Annotated in this window: 22 protein-coding genes; 14 read left to right on the forward strand and 8 right to left on the reverse strand. The window is 67.3% G+C overall.

What is annotated here, in order from left to right:
* The 3 genes from phnN to phnF form a co-directional block, all read right to left on the reverse strand.
* The coding region (phnN, locus tag LQR33_RS17995) for a phosphonate metabolism protein/1,5-bisphosphokinase (PRPP-forming) PhnN (RefSeq protein WP_231469998.1) at window positions 1-442 on the reverse strand (442 nt) is incomplete at its 3' end.
* The gene (locus tag LQR33_RS18000; protein WP_221665180.1) at window positions 432-1130 is read right to left on the reverse strand and encodes a DUF1045 domain-containing protein; all 699 of its coding nucleotides are present in this window, start codon (window positions 1128-1130) and stop codon (window positions 432-434) included. The genes phnN and LQR33_RS18000, both read right to left, overlap by 11 nt.
* Window positions 1127-1849, reverse strand: a complete 723-nt coding sequence (gene phnF / locus LQR33_RS18005; RefSeq protein WP_231470001.1) for a phosphonate metabolism transcriptional regulator PhnF — start codon at window positions 1847-1849, stop codon at window positions 1127-1129. Before phnF ends, LQR33_RS18000 begins: the two co-directional genes overlap by 4 nt.
* Window positions 1850-2350: 501 nt before the next feature.
* Here phnF and phnG point away from each other — a divergent pair.
* Genes phnG through LQR33_RS18045 form a run of 8 tightly spaced genes read left to right on the forward strand, consistent with a single transcriptional unit; the run spans window position 2351 to window position 8453 of the window.
* The gene (gene phnG, locus LQR33_RS18010; protein ID WP_166441424.1) at window positions 2351-2785 is read left to right on the forward strand and encodes a phosphonate C-P lyase system protein PhnG; all 435 of its coding nucleotides are present in this window, start codon (window positions 2351-2353) and stop codon (window positions 2783-2785) included.
* A 2-nt stretch (window positions 2786-2787) separates the two neighbouring features.
* Complete coding sequence (gene phnH / locus LQR33_RS18015; protein ID WP_221665183.1) at window positions 2788-3360, forward strand: phosphonate C-P lyase system protein PhnH; 573 nt, start codon at window positions 2788-2790, stop codon at window positions 3358-3360.
* On the forward strand, window positions 3361-4449 hold the full coding sequence (locus LQR33_RS18020; RefSeq protein WP_231470002.1) for a carbon-phosphorus lyase complex subunit: 1089 nt from the start codon (window positions 3361-3363) through the stop codon (window positions 4447-4449).
* Window positions 4442-5284: an alpha-D-ribose 1-methylphosphonate 5-phosphate C-P-lyase PhnJ gene (locus LQR33_RS18025; protein WP_231470003.1), complete on the forward strand. Its 843-nt coding sequence runs from the start codon at window positions 4442-4444 to the stop codon at window positions 5282-5284. Before LQR33_RS18020 ends, LQR33_RS18025 begins: the two co-directional genes overlap by 8 nt.
* Window positions 5281-6054 (forward strand): phosphonate C-P lyase system protein PhnK, encoded by a 774-nt coding sequence (phnK, locus tag LQR33_RS18030; RefSeq protein ID WP_231470004.1) that lies wholly within the window; start codon window positions 5281-5283, stop codon window positions 6052-6054. Before LQR33_RS18025 ends, phnK begins: the two co-directional genes overlap by 4 nt.
* Before the next feature lie 4 nt (window positions 6055-6058).
* Window positions 6059-6766 carry a phosphonate C-P lyase system protein PhnL gene (phnL, locus tag LQR33_RS18035; RefSeq protein ID WP_231470005.1) on the forward strand — a complete coding sequence of 236 codons (708 nt, stop codon included), beginning with the start codon at window positions 6059-6061 and terminating at the stop codon, window positions 6764-6766.
* Complete coding sequence (locus LQR33_RS18040; protein ID WP_231470006.1) at window positions 6763-7899, forward strand: alpha-D-ribose 1-methylphosphonate 5-triphosphate diphosphatase; 1137 nt, start codon at window positions 6763-6765, stop codon at window positions 7897-7899. Before phnL ends, LQR33_RS18040 begins: the two co-directional genes overlap by 4 nt.
* The gene (locus LQR33_RS18045; RefSeq protein ID WP_231470007.1) at window positions 7899-8453 is read left to right on the forward strand and encodes a phosphonate degradation HD-domain oxygenase; all 555 of its coding nucleotides are present in this window, start codon (window positions 7899-7901) and stop codon (window positions 8451-8453) included. The genes LQR33_RS18040 and LQR33_RS18045 overlap by 1 nt, the downstream gene beginning before the upstream one ends.
* Before the next feature lie 4 nt (window positions 8454-8457).
* Here LQR33_RS18045 and LQR33_RS18050 read toward each other — a convergent pair whose 3' ends face one another.
* Window positions 8458-9129, reverse strand: a complete 672-nt coding sequence (locus tag LQR33_RS18050) for a DAPG hydrolase family protein (RefSeq protein ID WP_231470008.1) — start codon at window positions 9127-9129, stop codon at window positions 8458-8460.
* A gap of 95 nt (window positions 9130-9224) precedes the next feature.
* Here LQR33_RS18050 and LQR33_RS18055 point away from each other — a divergent pair, with 95 nt between their 5' ends.
* Complete coding sequence (locus LQR33_RS18055) at window positions 9225-9887, forward strand: TetR/AcrR family transcriptional regulator (RefSeq protein WP_166441415.1); 663 nt, start codon at window positions 9225-9227, stop codon at window positions 9885-9887.
* On the opposite strand, the gene LQR33_RS18060 is transcribed toward LQR33_RS18055, so the two are convergent.
* Genes LQR33_RS18060 through LQR33_RS18075 form a run of 4 tightly spaced genes read right to left on the reverse strand, consistent with a single transcriptional unit; the run spans window position 9884 to window position 12507 of the window.
* The gene (locus tag LQR33_RS18060) at window positions 9884-10375 is read right to left on the reverse strand and encodes a P-loop nucleotide/nucleoside kinase family protein (protein ID WP_166441414.1); all 492 of its coding nucleotides are present in this window, start codon (window positions 10373-10375) and stop codon (window positions 9884-9886) included. The two genes, LQR33_RS18055 and LQR33_RS18060, sit on opposite strands and share 4 nt — an antisense overlap.
* A gap of 16 nt (window positions 10376-10391) precedes the next feature.
* Window positions 10392-11369 carry a GNAT family N-acetyltransferase gene (locus LQR33_RS18065; protein WP_231470010.1) on the reverse strand — a complete coding sequence of 326 codons (978 nt, stop codon included), beginning with the start codon at window positions 11367-11369 and terminating at the stop codon, window positions 10392-10394.
* 1 nt (window position 11370) lies between these two features.
* On the reverse strand, window positions 11371-11571 hold the full coding sequence (locus LQR33_RS18070) for a hypothetical protein (protein WP_145929374.1): 201 nt from the start codon (window positions 11569-11571) through the stop codon (window positions 11371-11373).
* 60 nt (window positions 11572-11631) lie between these two features.
* Complete coding sequence (locus LQR33_RS18075; RefSeq protein WP_221665193.1) at window positions 11632-12507, reverse strand: EAL domain-containing protein; 876 nt, start codon at window positions 12505-12507, stop codon at window positions 11632-11634.
* 210 nt (window positions 12508-12717) lie between these two features.
* On the opposite strand from LQR33_RS18075, the gene LQR33_RS18080 reads away from it, so the two are divergent.
* The 5 genes from LQR33_RS18080 to LQR33_RS18100 all read left to right on the forward strand — a co-directional run bounded on the left by LQR33_RS18080 (window position 12718) and on the right by LQR33_RS18100 (window position 17945).
* The gene (locus tag LQR33_RS18080; RefSeq protein ID WP_166441411.1) at window positions 12718-13713 is read left to right on the forward strand and encodes a sulfate ABC transporter substrate-binding protein; all 996 of its coding nucleotides are present in this window, start codon (window positions 12718-12720) and stop codon (window positions 13711-13713) included.
* 492 nt (window positions 13714-14205) lie between these two features.
* A complete protein-coding gene (gene cysT, locus LQR33_RS18085) occupies window positions 14206-15066 on the forward strand; it encodes a sulfate ABC transporter permease subunit CysT (protein WP_043595901.1) in 861 nt (286 codons plus the stop codon).
* Window positions 15063-15941: a sulfate ABC transporter permease subunit CysW gene (gene cysW, locus LQR33_RS18090; RefSeq protein WP_231470012.1), complete on the forward strand. Its 879-nt coding sequence runs from the start codon at window positions 15063-15065 to the stop codon at window positions 15939-15941. Before cysT ends, cysW begins: the two co-directional genes overlap by 4 nt.
* A gap of 1 nt (window position 15942) precedes the next feature.
* On the forward strand, window positions 15943-17019 hold the full coding sequence (locus LQR33_RS18095) for a sulfate/molybdate ABC transporter ATP-binding protein (protein ID WP_221665195.1): 1077 nt from the start codon (window positions 15943-15945) through the stop codon (window positions 17017-17019).
* The gene (locus LQR33_RS18100) at window positions 17016-17945 is read left to right on the forward strand and encodes a CysB family HTH-type transcriptional regulator (protein WP_115618320.1); all 930 of its coding nucleotides are present in this window, start codon (window positions 17016-17018) and stop codon (window positions 17943-17945) included. The genes LQR33_RS18095 and LQR33_RS18100 overlap by 4 nt, the downstream gene beginning before the upstream one ends.
* Window positions 17946-17993 lie beyond the last annotated feature (48 nt).

Genomic DNA, 17993 nt, shown 5'->3' on the forward strand with positions numbered 1-17993 from the left:
GGCGGCGGCCGATATCGTCCGCGCTCTCGCGGCCGCGCCCGGCCAGCCGCGCCGCCAGCGTCTCCCGGCTGGCGGTGATCCATAGCGGACGCAGCGTGGGGAAATGCGCCGCCGCCAGCGCCAGGCTGGAGCGCGAGCCATTGACCACCACGTCCAGCCCCTGCCCCAGCCACAAGTCCAGCTCCACGCCTAGGCCGTAAGCCAGGCCGTGCCGCCGCCAGCACAAGGCGAAACAGCCGTTCGCCTCGCGCGCGGAAAACTCCTCCGCGCTCAGCGCCACATGGTTCTCGCCGCCCGCTCCGGCCGGCCGCGTGATGTATCGATGGGAGAACATGACCCCAGCGCCCGCCGGCAGCCTGTCGCGCGCGTAGGCCAGCAGGCTGTCCTTGCCCGCGCCGGACGGGCCTATCACATACCACAGCGTGCCGGGCTTATCCGCCATAGCGTCGCACCTCGCCGTCAAAACCGCAGTAGGCCAGATAGCGGAACGGTTCGCCCTGCCCGCGCTCAACAAACAGCGCGATGCCGGCAACTTCCACCGCGTCCAGCAGACCGGCGAAATGGCGGCGCGCCCCCCGCTCCAGCGCGGCCGCAATCTCGGATTCGCGGTCCAGATTGTCGGAAAGCGTCAGGTGGAAACGAAACTGCTCGAACACATAGGGGTAGCCCCAGCGCCGATACAAAGCTTGCTGCCTGTCATTCAAGCCGGCCCTGGCCTTTAAGGGCACGGATCGGTCCGCCAACGGCGCCAGCACCGCCACCCAGGCGGCGGCCAGCTCATCCAGCTCCGGCGGCGTTTTTGACGGCCGCAAGGCCAGGAAATCACCCAACCAGTCCACTTGCAGCCGCAAGGCGAAGGGCTGGAATGTTTTGGCCAGCTCCGCCGCCCGGCGAATCAAAGCCGCCTCATCGACATCGGCGCTCAAAGCGAACGGCGCTTTCAGCGTGGCGTGCCAGCCATAGCGGGCCGCTTCGCGGGTGAGCCCGGCAAACTCGCCAGCCTCGATGCCCTCCACCTCCGGCTGCGGCAGGCCCGCGCCACTCAAGGCGTCCGCGCCCAGCCATTCACAGCCGGCGCGCCATAATTCGCTGTCCAGCCGGGGGGCATAATAAACGGCGTAGCGCGTCATTCCTGCTCCATCACCAATTGCACCAGATCGCCGTTGAAGCAGGTGACGCCGTACTGCACCGGCGCGCCAGCCGCGTCGACGTTCAGCGACTTCACATGCAGCACCGGACGGTTCTTGGGAATGCCCAGATAGTCCACGGTTTCGATATCCGGCAGCCGCGCGGTGACGCGGGTGAAGCGGCGGGTGTAGTCCGCCACGCCGCACTCGGCCAGCGCGCGCGTCACCGAGCGATGCCGCAGATAGGCTTCCGGCAAGCCTGGGAAACGCGCGGCCGGGAAAAACAGCGTCGCGTAATCGACCACCCGGTTTTCCACGCGGCTCAGCGTCTTGATGCGATACAAGGCGTCGCCGACGGCGACTTGCAGCAGCTCGGCCAGCTCGGCGTTGGCCGGCACCGTGTCGCTGTTCAGAATATCCACGTCGGAGCTGAGGTTCTGCTTGGCCATATTCTGCGAGAAGCGCGTGCGCTTGCTGATGGCGTAGTCGATCGCATTGTCCTGCACGAAAGTGCCGCGTCCCTGCTCCACCCGCAGCAGGCCGCGCTCCACCAACGTGGCCACCGCGCGGCGTATGGTGTGGCGGTTGACGCCGAAGCGGTCTGCCAGTTGCAGCTCGGTGGGCAGTTGCTGTCCCGCCTGCAGGGCGCCGCCGGCGATGTCCGCCGCCAGCGTTTCTTCTATCTGCCGCCACACGGCGACGCCGGAGCCTCTCTCTATCACGCTACCTCCCTGTCTTTGATCATGTTCGCGGCCTTGATGGCTTTGAATCCGCTACGCGGATGATGATTTTCATTGCCGGGGCTGCCCGGCGTGCAGGGAGGGGATATTTGCTTGGCCAAATATCCCCTCCACCCCTAAAAGCCACCCTGCAAGCCTGGCCTGCGGCTCCCCGCTGGGGCCCGTCAGGCCCGAGGCGCGGCTGAACTCGTCCCGCGCTACCGTCGCGGGACTCAAACAGACAGCCGCTTAAAACCTCGGGCCTGCCACCCTACGGCAGGCTTGAAGGGACTTGGCCGCGTCGGAACCGTGGTGAATGACCCGCCCCCGAAGTCCTAACAGTCCTTCAACAGCGTCCCGCACTAAACAGTCCAAAGATCCATGCCCGCCTTGAAAACGTCACAAAAACTTCATCGCCGCGTGCTGTTTGTCCTTCGATGCCCGCCATTATCATGCATACGTCTATACGTTTATATGAATCTTTCTTGAACCATGAGGCACACAATGGACACCTCCACCCGACAGCGCTGGCTGCGCGCGCTGGCCAACAGCCCGGTCGAACGGTTGCAGGCCCTGCTGCCGCCGGCCCTGTCCGCCGCCCCGCGCTGGCTGCGCCGCACCGAAACCGGCCTGATGATGCTGCAAGGCCGCAGCGGCGGCGCCGGCGCCCGTTTCAACCTGGGCGAAGTCAGCGTCAGCCGCGCCACCTGCGAGATAAACGGCCATGTCGGCCACGGCTGGGTCCGCGGCGGCGATGGCCGCCACGCCGAGCTGATCGCCCAGGCCGACGCGTTGCTGCAAGACTCTGCCCGCCACGGCGAGCTGATGCTGGCGTGGATTGCGCCGCTGGAAGCCGAGTTGGCCGAACGCCGCGCCGCCCGTTCGCGCGAAGGGGCCGCCAGCAAGGTCGAGTTTTTCACCATGGTGCGGGGGGAATGAAAATGCTGACCGCTTTTGCCCAGCCGGTGGACGACGCCCAGCAAACTTTCCGCGCCGTGCTCGGCTCGATGGCCGAGCCGCTGCTGCCGCGCGCGCTGCCGGTGCTGCCGCCGGCCTTGCCGGGACTCAAGGCCGCCACCGCCGCCCTGCTCTATGCGCTGGCAGACCAGGACGTGAGCGTCTGGCTGCCGGCGCTGCCGGACGAGACCGTTTCCAGCCTGCGCTTCCACACCGGCATGCGCGTAGCCGATCTACCAGAAGCAGCCGACTTCATCGTGATCGCCGCCCGCATGCCGCTGCCGGATCTGATGAGCCTGAAAGCCGGCAGCGCCGAATACCCGGACCGCTCGGCCACGCTGTTGATCGAAGTGGATGGTTTCGGCACGGACCAGGTGGAAGGCAGCGGCCCCGGCTTCGCCGCGCCGCGCCGCTTCGGCGCCGCCGGCCTGCCCAAAGACTTCTGGCGCGAATGGCAGCGCAACCATGCCCGCTTCCCGCTGGGCGTGGACGCCGTGCTGATTACCGACACCCACGTCGCCGGCCTGCCGCGCGGCGTCCGCATCCGGGAGGGTTGAATGTACGTAGCCGTAAAAGGCGGGGAAACCGCCATCGCCCGCTCCTGGGATTTGTTGGCTGCCGCGCGCCGCGGCGACGAAGACGTGCCGGAGCTGAGCATCGCCCAAATCCGCCAACAAATGCGCCTGGCCGTGGCCCGCGTGATGCAGGAAGGCTCGCTGTACGACGAGGAGCTGGCCGCGTTGGCGCTGAAACAGGCCAGCGGCGACATTATGGAGGCCGTATTCCTGCTGCGCGCCTTCCGCACCACCTTGCCGCGCTTCGGCCAGAGCCTACCGCTCAACACCGCCGCGATGCGGGTACGCCGCCGCGTGTCCGGCACCTTCAAGGACGTGCCGGGCGGCCAGATTCTCGGCCCCACCGCCGATTACACCCAACGCCTGCTGGACTTCGGGCTGATGGCAGCCGCAAAAAAAAACGAATTGAAACAGGCCGAAGCACCGCTGCCGGACACGCTGCCCGGCGTGCTGCAGCTGCTGGACCGCGAGGGCTTGATCGAGGCCGACCTGCCGCCCGAGAGCGACCCGGAGCCGGTGGACCTGACCCGCGAGCCGCTGATGTTCCCGGCCAGCCGGCCGGCGCGGCTGCAAAACCTGGCCCGCGGCGACGAAGGCTGGCTATTGGGCCTCGCCTACTCCACCCAGCGCGGTTACGCCGAAAGCCACCCTTTCGCCGGCGAGATCCGCATGGGCGAAGTCAGCGTGATGATTTGCCCGGAAGAGCTGGGCTTCGAGATCGACATCGGCGAGATCACGCTGACCGAATGCCAGATGATCAACCAGTTCGCCGGCAGCAAGACCGCGCCGCCGCAATTCACCCGCGGTTACGGCCTGAGCTTCGGCGAGGCGGAGCGCAAGGCGATGGCGATGGCGCTAGTGGACCGCAGCCTGCGCGCCGAAGAGCTGGGCGAAACCGCCCACGCGCCGGCGCAGCAAGCCGAGTTCGCGCTATGCCACAGCGACAATGTCGAGGCCTCCGGCTTCGTTCAACACCTGAAACTGCCGCATTACGTGGACTTCCAGGCCGAGCTGGCGCTGATCCGCCAGCTGCGCGCCGCCGCCGCCGACCAGGAGAAGACCGATGACTAAGGCCCGCGACGACCGCTACAACTTCGGCTTCCTCGACGAGAACACCAAGCGCATGCTGCGCCGCGGCCTCTTGAAAGCCGTAGCGATCCCCGGCTACCAAGTGCCGTTCGGCAGCCGCGAAATGCCGCTGCCCTACGGCTGGGGCACCGGCGGCATCCAGCTGACCGCCAGCGTGATCGGCCGCGACGACGTGCTGAAAGTGATAGACCAGGGCGCCGACGACACCACCAACGCCGTCAACATCCGCCGCTTCTTCGGCCGCGTGGCCGGAGTCGCCACCACCACGGCCACCAGTAAGGCGACTCTGATCCAGACCCGCCACCGCATTCCGGAAACGCCGCTGAAGCCCGGCCAGATCCTGGTCTTCCAGGTACCGGAACCGGAGCCGCTGCGCACGCTGGAAGCCAGCGAGATGGAAACGCGCAAGCTGCACGCGCACCAGGAATACGGCCTGACGCACGTCAAGCTGTACGAGGACATCGCCCGCTTCGGCCATATCGCCACCAGCTACGACTACCCGGTGATGGTGAACGACCGGTATCTGGCCTCGCCGTCGCCGATTCCGAAGTTCGACAATCCCAAGCTCCACATGAGTCCGGCGCTGCTGCTGTTCGGCGCCGGCCGCGAAAAGCGGCTGTACGCGATACCGCCCTACACCAAGGTGGAAAGCCTGGCCTTCGACGACCACCCGTTCGAGGCCCAGACTTGGGAGCAAGGCTGCGAGATTTGCGGTTCGCGCGACAGCTACCTGGACGAAATCGTCACCGACGACGCCGGCAGCCGGATGTTCGTCTGCTCGGACACCGACTACTGCCAGCGGGAGAGACAAGCATGATGGCGCCCATCCTCACAGTGAACGGGCTTTGCAAGGACTACGGCAACGGCCAGGGCTGCTTCGACGTCCATTTCGAGCTGTATCCGGGCGAAGTGCTGTGCATCGTCGGCGAATCCGGCTCCGGCAAATCGACGCTGCTGTCCACCCTGGCCGGCCGCCTGGCCGCCGACACCGGCAGCGTCCGCTTCACCGACCGCGACGGCGCCCAACACGAACTAATCTGCCTGCCCGAGGCCGAGCGGCGCCGCCTAGCCCGCAGCGAATGGGGCTTCGTCACCCAGCACGCCCGCGACGGCCTGCGCATGGGCGTCTCCGCCGGAGCCAACGTCAGCGAGCGGCTGATGGCGCTGGGCCAGCGCCACTACGGCCAGCTGCGGCAGACCGCCGGCGACTGGCTGGAAAAAGTGGAAATAGACCGCGAGCGGCTAGACGACAAGCCGTCTGCCTTCTCCGGCGGCATGCAGCAGCGGCTGCAGATCGCCCGCAATCTGGTGACGCAGCCGCGGCTGGTGTTCATGGACGAACCCACCGGCGGCCTGGACGTGTCGGTGCAGGCGCGCTTCCTGGACCTGACCCGCCGCCTGGTGCGCGACGCCGGCATCGCCGTCATCATGGTGACGCACGATCTGGGCGTGGCGCGGCTGTTGGCGCAGCGCACGCTGGTGATGCAGAAAGGCCGCGTGGTGGAGGCTGGCCTCACCGACCAGATTCTCGACGATCCGCAACATCCGTACAGCCAGCTTCTGGTGTCTTCCATCCTGCAGGCCTGAAATCATGAATCTATTGATAGACGCGCAAAAACTAAGCAAGACCTTCATCCTGCACCAACAGGGCGGACTGCGGCTGCCGGTGCTGACCGAGGTCTCGCTGCAGGCGGCCGCCGGCGAATGCGTGGCGCTGGCCGGCCCGTCCGGCGCCGGCAAGAGCACGCTGTTGAAGACGCTGTACGCCAACTACCTGGTCGACGGCGGCCGCATCGGCGTCCTTCACCAGGGCGCGTGGCTGGACATGGCCCGCGCGCTGCCGCATGAGATCGCCGCCGTGCGCCGCCACACGCTGGGCTATGTCAGCCAGTTTTTACGGGTGATCCCGCGGGTGTCGGCGCTGGACATCGTCGCCGAGCCGCTGCGCGAATGGGGCGCCGCCGACGCCGAAGCACGGCTGGCCGCCGGCGAATGGCTGGCGCGGCTGAACATCGCCGAGCGGCTGTGGAGCCTGCCGCCAGCCACCTTCTCCGGCGGCGAGCAGCAGCGCGTCAACATCGCGCGCGGCATGATCGCGCCGCGGCCCATCCTGCTGCTGGACGAGCCGACTGCATCCCTCGACGCCGCCAACCGCGAAGTGGTGGTGCAACTGATGCGCGAAGCGCTGGCGCGCGGCGCGGCGCTGATCGGCATCTTCCACGACGCGCCCACACGCGACGCCATCGCCACCCGCGTCTTCCAGGTCCCCCTGGCGCGACAAACGGAAATCGCAGCATGAAACAGATTCTGAACCACGCCCGCATCGTGCTGGCCGACCGCGTGATCGACAACGGCGCGCTGGAGATCGAGAACGGGCTGATCGCCGCCATCCACGAACAGCCGCAGCCTGCTGGCGAAAACCTGGCCGGCGCGCTGCTGCTGCCAGGCCTGGTGGAAATCCACACCGACAATCTGGAAAAACACCTGATGCCGCGCAACGGCGTGCTATGGCCGATTCTGCCGGCAGTGATCACCCACGACGCCCAATGCGTGGCCGCCGGCATCACCACGGTGCTGGACGCGCTGGCGGTGGGCGATCTGGAAGGCGAAAGCGTGCGGCTGGACACGCTGCACAGCTCCTTCCAGGCGATAGACCAGGGCATGCGCGAAGACGCGCTGCGCGCCGACCACCTGTTCCACCTGCGCTGCGAGCTGGCCTACCCCAAGCTGATGGACGAGCTGCTGCCGCTGATCGCCCATCCGGCGGTGAAGCTGGTGTCGGTGATGGACCACACCCCGGGCCAGCGCCAGTACCGCGACCTGGAGCAATACAAGAAGTACTACGGCAAGAAGAAGGTGGGCTGGAACCAAGACACTTTCCTCGCCGCCGTGGAAGAGCGCAAGGCCAAGCAGGCCGAGTTCGCCGGCCGCCACAAGCAGGCGGTGGTGGAAATGGCCCGAGCCCGCGGCATCGCGCTGGCCAGCCACGACGACACCGACGAGGCGCACATCGCGGAAGCGCTGCGCGACGGCGTGGCGATATCGGAATTCCCCACCACGCGGGAAGCGGCTGCGGCGGCAAAGCGGCATGGCCTCGCCACCGTGATGGGCGCGCCCAATGTGGTGCGCGGCGGCTCCCACTCCGGCAATGTGGCGGCGCTGGAGCTGGCTCGCCATGGCTTGCTGGACATCCTGTCGTCCGACTACGTGCCGGCCAGCCTGCTGCACGGCGCCTGGCTGCTGCACGCGCAGGCGGGCTGGAGCCTGCCGCGCGCCGTCGCCGCCGTCAGCCTGAATCCGGCGCGCGCGGTAGGCCTGGCCGACCGCGGCGACATCGCCGTCGGCCAGCGCGCCGACCTGGTGGCGATGACGGCGCGCGGCGATGTGCCGTTGGTGCGGAGCGTCTGGAAGCTGGGCGGGAGGGTATTCTGATGTTCGACGCCATCGCCGCGCTGCGGCAGCTGTACCGCGAACACGGCGCGCGCCACTACGGCGAGGCCATCAGCCAGTTCGACCACGCGATCCAGGCCGCCACGCTGGCGCGCGACGCCGGCTGCGACGACGAACTGACGCTGGCCGCCTTCCTGCACGATGTCGGCCATCTGCTGGAGCACGACGGCGCGGAGACGATGGGCGACTACGGCGTGATGTCCCACGACAAGCTGGCGCGCGACTACCTGCTGCAGCTGGGCTTTTCTCCCCGGCTCGCCCTGCTGGTGGGCATGCACGTCGAGGCCAAGCGCTATCTGTGCGCGGTCGACCCGACGTATCTGGCGGCGCTGTCGCCGGCCAGCGCCGCCACGCTGGAGTATCAGGGCGGGCCGATGCGCGCCGACGAGGCCGACGCCTTCTCGCGCCTGCCGGACCTGGCCGACATCCTGGCGCTGAGGAGGCTGGACGAGGCGGCCAAGGACGGCGGCTGGAGCCTGGGCGCGGCCGATTGGGTGTGGCCGCTGATGGCGGCGCACCTGGGCAGCCAGCGTTAATCCGTCACCACGCCAGCGGCCCCTTCTCGCCGTTGGCGTGCTCGCCGTAATACAGCGACGGCAGGAAACGCGCCAGGCTGCTGAACTCGTTGTAGCAGTGCTGCATCAGCCCCAGGCCCAGCTCGTTCGGCACCGGCGACTCGCCGCCCAGCACGAAGCGGCTGCGCAATACCGCGCCATGCGGCTTATCGCGAGCCAGGTGGATCATCTCTCCGTCCTGCGGATCGCCGTCGGCCGCCAAGCGCGGCTCGTCGCCGAAAGCGATGCGGGCGCACACCAGCCCGGACACCGCCTGCTGGTGCCTGGCCAGCGCCAGCGCGTCGGGCGAGAAAAAGTCTGCCGGTTCGTGAAACTTCAGCGCCGCCGTCACCGGCGGGAAATCGCCCAGCGACTCCTCGGCGCGGACGCAGGCGCCGACATAGCTCTCGCCGCGCCGCCATTGCTTATCCCAGCCGTGCATCCGGTGATGGTCGTGCGGATGCCACCAGCGGATATGCTGGGTAGTCTCGAAGAACTTGAACCACCACTCCAGCATCCTGCCGGCGCACCCCGGCAGCTCGGTTCTCACCGCAACCAGCAGCCGGCCGTCGTCCAGGCGGCGGATGCCGGTCTCCAGCGGCAGCGGGCTAGGCGACAGCAGTTCGTCATGGCTGGATATCCGATTCTGAGCATTCACAGTACACTCCTCGCTGTTTGACCGTTCAGGCCGCGCGGATGCGCGATCAATTAAGAAACGGTTAACGTTTCCATATTCAAACAACACGAGAAGCCATGTCAAGCCCGCTTGATTCCTCCACGCCCACGCCCGCTCGTCCCCGCGGCCGGCCCGCCTTGTCCGAAGAGACGCTGCGCCACCAGGTATTGCAAGCCGCGACCGCGCTGCTGCTGGACGACGGCTATCGGGCATTGAGCATAGAGGCAGTGGCCAAACGCGCCGGAGTGGCCAAGAAGACGGTGTACCGTTTCGCCGACAATCGGGAACAGCTGCTGGCGGCCATCGTCGACGACTGGACCACCGGACTGGTCTGCGCCGTCGAAACGCCTATGGACGAAGGGAAGGATTTGCCGCAGGCGCTGGAAGCGCTGCTGCTGTCCATCGCCGAGCGGGTGCTGTCGGCGGAGGCTGTTGGCATGTTCAAGCTGCTGATAAACGATTTTCCCGGCCGCGAGCAGGCGCTGGCGACGTATACCGGGCACGGCATCCGCCACAGCGCGTCGCTGCTGGCGGACTGGCTGGCCGAACGCCAACGCCGCGGCCTGCTGAAAATGGACGACCCGGCGACCTGCGCCGAACTGCTGCTGGCGATCGCCATCGCCGAACCGCTGCGGCAAATGGCCCTCGGCCTGGCCGCTCCCGGCGTCGACGCGGCCCTGCGCGCCCGCATGCGGGCAGCGGTGCGGCTGTGCTACGAGGGGATGCGGCCGGCAGGCTAGCCGGTGGCGACCACCGCGGCCAAGGCCAGTTCCTCATCCGTGGCCGGCTCGAACAGAGCCTCCATCGCATCGAACATAGCCGGCGTCACTTCGAAGGAAAAAGTATCGCCGCGCGCAGCATTGCGCTGCGATACGCGCTGGCAGCGCACATCCCGCTCCGCCGTCACGTAGTGCAGCTTGGCGCTCAAGCCATGCTCATCCGCCAACGCCAGAAAACGGCTGCGGCCGGCGGCCTTCATGAAGCCGAGGTCCAGCACCGCGCGGCCGCCGCCGCGGACGATGGCCAGCGCCATCAGCCAGATGCGCCGCTCGCAGCGCGCCGCCCGTTCCATCACCCAGCCGAAGTCCAGCGGCTGCGGCAGGTCGGGGCAGAACAGCTGGCCCATCCAGTCGTCTATCGCCAGATGCACCAGAACGACACCGCCCCCGCGACGACTGAGAAATTCCCGCGCCGGCGTCAAGATGATCCGGTACAGGCGATGCGGCAAGACGGCAGATTTCTGATTAACGCTTGAACAGCGCCATGCCTTCCGAGCGCGGCGCGGTGGGCTCGAAGCCGAACTGGGCGTACAGATGCCTGGCGTCGCCGTCTGCGATCAGGCTGACGTAGGCGCTGACCGGCAATTCGCGGTCGATGTGGCCGCGGATCGCCGCCATGATGCGCTTGCCCAGCCCGCGCCCCTGGTGCGCCGGCAGCACGGCGATGTCCACCACCTGGTAGAAGCCGCCGCCGTCGCCTATCAGCCGACCCATGCCGACGGTTTCGCCGCCGTGGCGCAGCAGCACCGAGAACAGCGTGCCGGCCAGCCCGCGGCGGGCGGCTTCCTCGGTTTTGGGACTGAGGCCGGATTCGGCCCGCAGACGGCGGTAGGTGTCAACATCCGGCGCAGCCTCGATCAAGGCGTAACCATCGCAGTTTGGAATGGGTCCGGGAACGGCGGCGGGAGACGAAAAGGCAAGCGGACGCTGCATCAGCACCTCGTCCAGACAGCGGCCGTCCAGCATCACCGCGCCGGGAATCAGGCCGACGCGGCGGAAGCCGAAAGCCTGGTACAAAGCCTTGGCCGGCCCGTTTTCCGCGTGCACCGCCAGTTCCAGCGACAACAGTCCGGGCAGCTTGGCGGCCTCGTCCAACACCGCCTGCATCAGGCTACGCGCCACGCCCCTGCTGCGGCACTCCGGCCGGGTGAACACCCCTTGCACCGTCGCGCGGTGGCGGATTTTGGCCCTGGTATCGCGCCGCAGCGCGGCGACGCCGACCAGTTCGCCGTCGATGAAAGCGCCCACCACCCGCTGCGCGTCGCCGGGCTCGATCTGCCTCTGGATGGCGTCCCGGCCCAGCGCGATGATTTCGGCGGCGTCGGCGTGAATGGATGCCGGATCGTGGGTGGCGGCCGCGACGCGGATCGCCTGGTAAGCGTCGGCGTCGGCGGCGCACAACAGGCGGATCGACAGGCCGCCGTTCGCATCGGTAACCGCCATGCTACTTCGCCGCCGTCGCGTCGCCGGCCGCGCAGGTGAAGCTGCCGTAACTGACCGATTTGACCTTGCCTTGGCCGCAGGTCTTCAGCGCCTGGTCCGTCATACGCTGCAGCTGGGCCGCGTCGCGGTAGCCGTCGGTATTGCCGATCACGCAGGCGGACAAGCCCCACGCGCACATCATCGCCATTGCCAGTTGTTTCATTTCGCCTCTGCTCGGATATCGAATCATGCAATTTACCGGACAGTCAAAAATGCAAATATCCTAACAGGCGATGCCAGACAAAGCCACTTCGCGCGCCGCGCGCTGCCGCTTCAGCCGCTCCGACAACAGCGGGCCCGAACAGTGCTCCGCGCCCATCCGCTGCGCCAGGCCCAGCATGTTCTGGCAAACGATGTCCTCCACCGCCAGCGCGAAGCCCTGCTCCACCAGTTGCGGGGCCAGCTGCAGCAACTGGTCGCGCACGCGGGGATACATCACTGCCCGGCTCATGAAACGCGGGGCCAGCGCCAATCCGTCCGGCTCCAGCCGCCACAGCCGCAGCAAATCCTGCCCGCCGGCGCCGAAGTCGCCCAAGGCCAGCCGGTGGCCATGCTGGCGGTAGCGCCGCAGCAGCGACAATCCCAGCTCGCCGGTGCGTTCGTCCAGGAACAGCAGCATCTGCGACAGATTCGCCGGGAATTCCAGCGTTTCCAGCAGACGGGCAGTGAAGTCTACGATGCGGTCGCTGTAGGCGTGGCAGATGCGCGGGTCGACGTCTATCCGCAGCGGCAGGTGGCGGCCATTGCGCCCCAGATGGTTGAGCACGTGCAGCACGCGGATCAGCTTGAGCAGCGCCACCGCCTTGGTCTCGCCGTAATTCATCGCGAACAGCCAATTGGCCGGCAGCGCCTGGCCGAACTGGCCGAAGATGCGCAGCCTCGCCGCGTATTGCTGCAGTTGGCAACGGCCGTCCCTGACCTTGGCCTGCGGGATGAAGCTGCTGCACAGCCACCAGCCGTCGAAACTGGCGAAGATTTCCTGCTCGTTCCACTGCAACTTCACCTGCACGCCTTCTTGCTGCAGCAATTGCTGGCAGGCGGCCAGCATCGCGGGCGTGAAGCCGGCCGGCAGGGCTTTGGCGGGCTTGAATCGTTTCATGACCGGACCCCGGGTGGTGGAATTGGCGCAACTATAGCCCCGGATGTGACAAGGTCATATACGATTTGCCGATAAGCCTATCTGTTTTTCCGTAATGCCGGCTTTTGCCGTATTTTCGATATCGATTGCAGATTTTCTTGTTTCCCGCCGGTGTCCGCGCCTGCCTACAGTGCTCCCCATCAGAACATTCATCATCACGGGAACAAAACCATGCGCCCCCTGCACCGCCTAGCCATCGCCCTGCTGCTCGCCGGCAGCGCTTCCGCCTTCGCCGACGTGACCCTGCTCAACGTCTCCTACGACCCGACGCGCGAGCTTTACCAGGACTACAACGCCGCCTTCGCCAAATACTGGAAGGCCAAGACCGGCGAGACCGTCAACATCAAGCAATCGCACGGCGGCTCCGGCAAGCAGGCGCGCTCGGTGATAGACGGTCTGGACGCCGACGTGGTGACGCTGGCTCTGGCCTACGACATCGACGAGATCTCCAGCCAGGCCAAGACCATCGCGCCCAATTGGCAGCAACGGCTGCCCAACAACGCGTCGCCGTACTCGTCCACCATCGTGTTCCTGGTGCGCAAGGGCAATCCCAAGCACATCAAGGACTGGAACGATCTGGTCAAGTCCGGCGTGGAAGTGGTGACGCCGAACCCGAAGACCGGCGGCGGCGCGCGCTGGAACTACCTGGCGGCCTGGGGCTACGCGCTGAAGCAGCCCGGCGGCAACGACGCCAAGGCCAAGGACTTCGTCAAGAAGCTGTACGGCAACGTCAAAGTGCTGGACTCCGGCGCGCGCGGCTCGCTGATCACCTTTACCCAGCGCGGCATTGGCGACGTGCTGCTGTCGTGGGAGAACGAAGCCTTCCTCGCCACCAAGGAGCTGGGGCCCGACAAGTTCGACATCGTCACGCCGTCCGTCTCCATCCTGGCCGAGCCGCCGGTCAGCGTGGTGGACAAGGTGGCGGACAAGCGCGGCACCCGCAAGGTGGCCGAGGCCTATCTGAAATACCTGTACAGCCCGGAAGGCCAGGCCCTGGCGGCCAAGCACTACTACCGCCCGCGCGATCCGCAAGTGGCGGCCAAGTACGCCGGCCAGTTCAGCAAGGTGAAGCTGTTCACCATCGATCAGACCTTCGGCGGCTGGCAGAAGGCGCAAAAGACCCACTTCGCCGACGGCGGGGTGTTCGATCAGATTGTGGCGCGCTGAGATATGACGGTAACTTCTGTGCTTGCGATAAGCAGCCACGCATTCGATGCGCCCAAGGCCCTTCTAGCCTGCCGACGGGTGGCAGGCCCGAGGTCTTAAGCGGCTGCATGTTTGAGCTCCGCGACGTTAGCGCGGGGCGAGTTCAGCCGCGCCTCGGGCCTGGCGGGACCCGACGGGGAGCCGAAGGCCAGGCTTGCAGGGTGGCCTTTAGGGGTGGAGGGGATATTTGGCCAAGCAAATATCCCCTCCCTGCCCGCCGGGCAGCCCCGGCAATCAAAATCATCATCCGCGTAGCGGATTCAAAACCAGCCAGATCGTGAACAAACATCTGGACGTACAACACTCTCCAACCGCCCGCCCCCTCCGCCGGGCGGTTTTATTTCGACCATCGCCCGTTTTGCATAATATCGAATAAGCATTGAAGAAATACTTATTTTCAGAATAAAGGCCTCACAGATATCGTTTATTCGGTTATATGAATTGGAATCCAAGATGTCCGCGACACTCGCTCCGCCACCCCGCCCACCCCGCGTCCTGCCCGGCTTCAGCCTGTCGCTGGGTTTCACCGTCAGCTATCTGTCGCTGCTGGTGCTGATTCCGCTGGCCGCGGTGGCCCTGCGCGCCGCCGGCCAGCCGCTGGAAAGCTTCTGGCAGGCCGCCGCTTCGCCGCGCGTGCTGGCGTCCTACCGGCTCAGCTTCGGCATGGCGCTGGCCGCCGCCGCCATCAACAGCGTGTTCGGCCTGCTGCTGGCCTGGTCGCTGACGCGCTACCGCTTTCCCGGCAAGCGGCTGGTGGACGCGCTGGTGGATTTGCCGTTCGCGCTGCCGACGGCGGTGGCCGGCATCGCGCTGACCGCGCTGTACGCCGGCAATGGCTGGCTGGGCCGATACCTGGAGCCGCTGGGCGTCAAGGTGGCCTTCGGCCCGCTGGGCGTGCTGGTGGCGCTGATCTTCATCGGCCTGCCTTTCGTGGTGCGCACGGTGCAGCCGGTGCTGGAAGACCTGGAATCGGAGCTGGAGGAAGCCGCCGCCTGCCTGGGCGCGCGCCGCTGGCAGATTTTCCGCCATGTGATCCTGCCCACGCTGCAGCCGGCGCTGCTGACCGGTTTCGCGCTGGCCTTCGCCCGCGCGGTCGGCGAGTACGGCTCGGTGATCTTCATCGCCGGCAATGTGCCCATGGTGTCGGAGATCACCCCGCTGATGATAATCAGCAAGCTGGAGCAGTTCGACTACGCCGGCGCGGCCGCCATCGCCAGCGTGATGCTGGCCGCGTCCTTCCTGCTGTTGCTGGCGATCAACGGCCTGCAGTTCTGGAGCGCGCGCCGCCACGGTCGCGCGGGAGGCGCCCGATGAGCGCCGCCCTCACCCATCCGCGCCCGGCGGCTGACAAGGCCGCGCAACTGGAATCCCGCGCCGCCACCCGCGAGTCGCGCGCCGTCAAGTGGACCATCCTGGCGCTGTCGCTGGGCTTTTTCGCCGTGTTCCTGCTGCTGCCGCTGTTCGTCGTATTCGCCGAGGCGCTGGCCAAGGGCTGGAGCACCTATCTGACCGCGCTGGCCGAGCCCGACGCGCTGGCCGCGGCGAGGCTGACGCTGCTGGCGGCGGCGGTGTCGGTGCCGCTGAACCTGGCCTTCGGCATCGCCGCCGCCTGGGCGGTCACCCGTTTCGACTTCCGCGGCAAGCAGCTGCTGATCACGCTGATCGACCTGCCGTTCTCGGTGTCGCCGGTCGTCGCCGGCCTGATCTTCGTGCTGGTGTTCGGCCAGCAAGGCTGGCTGGGGCCGCGGCTGGCTGAGTACGGCATCAAGATCATTTTCTCGGTGCCCGGCATCGTGCTGGCCACCTTGTTCATCACCGTGCCCTTCGTCGCCCGCGAACTGATCCCGCTGATGGAGGCCCAGGGCCGCGAGGAGGAGGAAGCCGCGGTGGTGCTGGGCGCGCGCGGCTGGCAGGTGCTGTGGCACGTGACACTGCCCAATGTGCGCTGGGCGCTGCTGTACGGCGTGATCCTCAGCAACGCGCGGGCGATGGGCGAGTTCGGCGCGGTGTCAGTGGTGTCCGGCCACATCCGCGGCGAGACCAATACCCTGCCTTTGCACGTGGAAATCCTCTACAACGAGTACAATTTCGCCGCGGCCTTCGCCGTGGCGTCCCTGCTGGCCTTGCTGGCCCTGGTCACGCTGGCGCTGAAGAGCTGGGTGGAATGGCGCAGCGTCAAGGAAAACTGAGATGAGCATACAAGTAGAAAACATCCGCAAGGCCTTCGGCGACTTCGCCGCGCTGGACGACGTCAGCCTCAACTTCCCCGGCGGCGAGCTGGTGGCGCTGCTGGGCCCGTCCGGCTGCGGCAAAACCACGCTGCTGCGCATCATCGCCGGCCTGGAGCAGGCCGATGCCGGCCGCGTGCTGCTGGATGGCCAGGACGCCTCCGCCACCCATGTGCGCGAGCGCCAGGTGGGTTTCGTGTTCCAGCACTACGCGCTGTTCCGCCACATGACGGTGTTCGACAATGTTGCCTTCGGCCTCAGGATGAAGCCGCGCCGCGAGCGCCCGTCCGAGGCCGAGATCGCGCGCAAGGTGCACGCGCTGCTCGACCTGGTGCAGCTGGACTGGCTGGCCGACCGCCTGCCGGCCCAGCTGTCCGGCGGCCAGCGCCAGCGCATCGCCCTGGCCCGCGCGCTGGCGGTGGAGCCGCGCGTGCTGCTGCTGGACGAGCCGTTCGGCGCGCTGGACGCCAAGGTGCGCAAGGAGCTGCGCCGCTGGCTGCGCAAATTGCACGACGAGCTGCACATCACCTCGATCTTCGTCACCCACGACCAAGAAGAGGCGCTGGAAGTGGCGGACCGAGTGGTGCTGATGAATCACGGCAAGGTGGAGCAGATCGGCTCGCCGGCCGAGGTGTACAGCCAGCCGGCCAGCGCCTTCGTCTACGGTTTCCTCGGCAGCGCCAACCGCGTCCGCGGCGTCAGCGCCGCCGGCGCCGTGGCCGTCGGCAGACAGACATTGAACGCCGACCACCAGTTGCCGCACGGCCAGCCGGTGGAGGCCTTCATCCGCCCGCACGAGCTGGCCATTCTGCCGGAACACGGCGCGGGCCTGCCGGCGCGGGTGCAGCGGGTGCTGACCCTGGGCGGCCTGTCCCGCATCGAACTGGAGGGCCGCGACGAACTGGTCGGCCAATCCTTCGACGCCGAACTGCCGGCCGACGCGCCGCTGCTGGCCGAGCTCGCCGTCGGGCAGGCGGTGCGGCTGCAGGCGCGCGCCGCGCGCGTGTTCGCCACCGATCCGCAAGGAGGCGAAGCATGAACTTCCAGCAACTGCGCATCATCCGCGAAACCGTGCGCCAGGGTTTCAACCTGACCGAGGTGGCCAACGCACTGTTCACCTCGCAGTCCGGCGTCAGCAAGCACATCAAGGACCTGGAAGACGAACTGGGCGTGGAGCTGTTCATCCGCAAAGGCAAGCGCTTCCTCGGCCTGACCGACCCCGGCAAGGAGCTGCTGACCATCGTCGAGCGCATGCTGCTGGACGCTGGCAACATCAAGCGGCTGGCGCAGCAGTTCAGCCTGCGCGACGAGGGCCAGCTGACCATCGCCACCACCCACACCCAGGCGCGCTACGCGCTGCCGCAGGTGGTGACCGAGTTCAAGCGCGCCTTCCCCCGCGTGCACCTGGTGCTGCACCAGGCCAGCCCGGAAGAGCTGGTGCGGCTGCTGCTGGCCGGCGACGCCGACATCGGCATCGCCACCGAGGCGGTGACCGAAGTGCCGGAACTGGTGTCCTTCCCCTACTACAGCTGGCACCACTGCGTGATCGCCCCGCCCGAGCATCCGCTGCACCGCGAGCCGCTGACGCTGGACGCGCTGGCCGAGCACCCCATCGTCACCTACCACCACGGCTTCACCGGCCGGGCCAAGATAGACAACACCTTCGCAGAGGCCGGCCTGGCGCCCGACATCGTGATGGCGGCGCTGGACGCCGACGTGATCAAGACCTACGTCGAGCTGGAGCTGGGCGTCGGCATCGTCGCCTCGATGGCGGTGGACCCGCGCCGCGACGCCGGCGTCAAGGTGGTGGACGGGCCGCCGCTGTTCGGCCAGCAGACCAGCCGCATCGCCATCCGCCGCGGCCACTACCTGCGCAGCTACGCCTACCGCTTCATCGAGCTGTGCGCGCCGGCGCTGAACGAACAGAGCGTGCGCCAGGCGCTGAGCCCGGCGACGCAGGAGTAGGCTCAGGCGCGCCGCAGCAGGCGTTCGGTGCCGGCGCGCGTCGCCGCC

The sequence above is a fragment of the Chromobacterium piscinae genome, assembly GCF_021129175.1.
GTDB classification, from domain to species: domain Bacteria; phylum Pseudomonadota; class Gammaproteobacteria; order Burkholderiales; family Chromobacteriaceae; genus Chromobacterium; species Chromobacterium piscinae.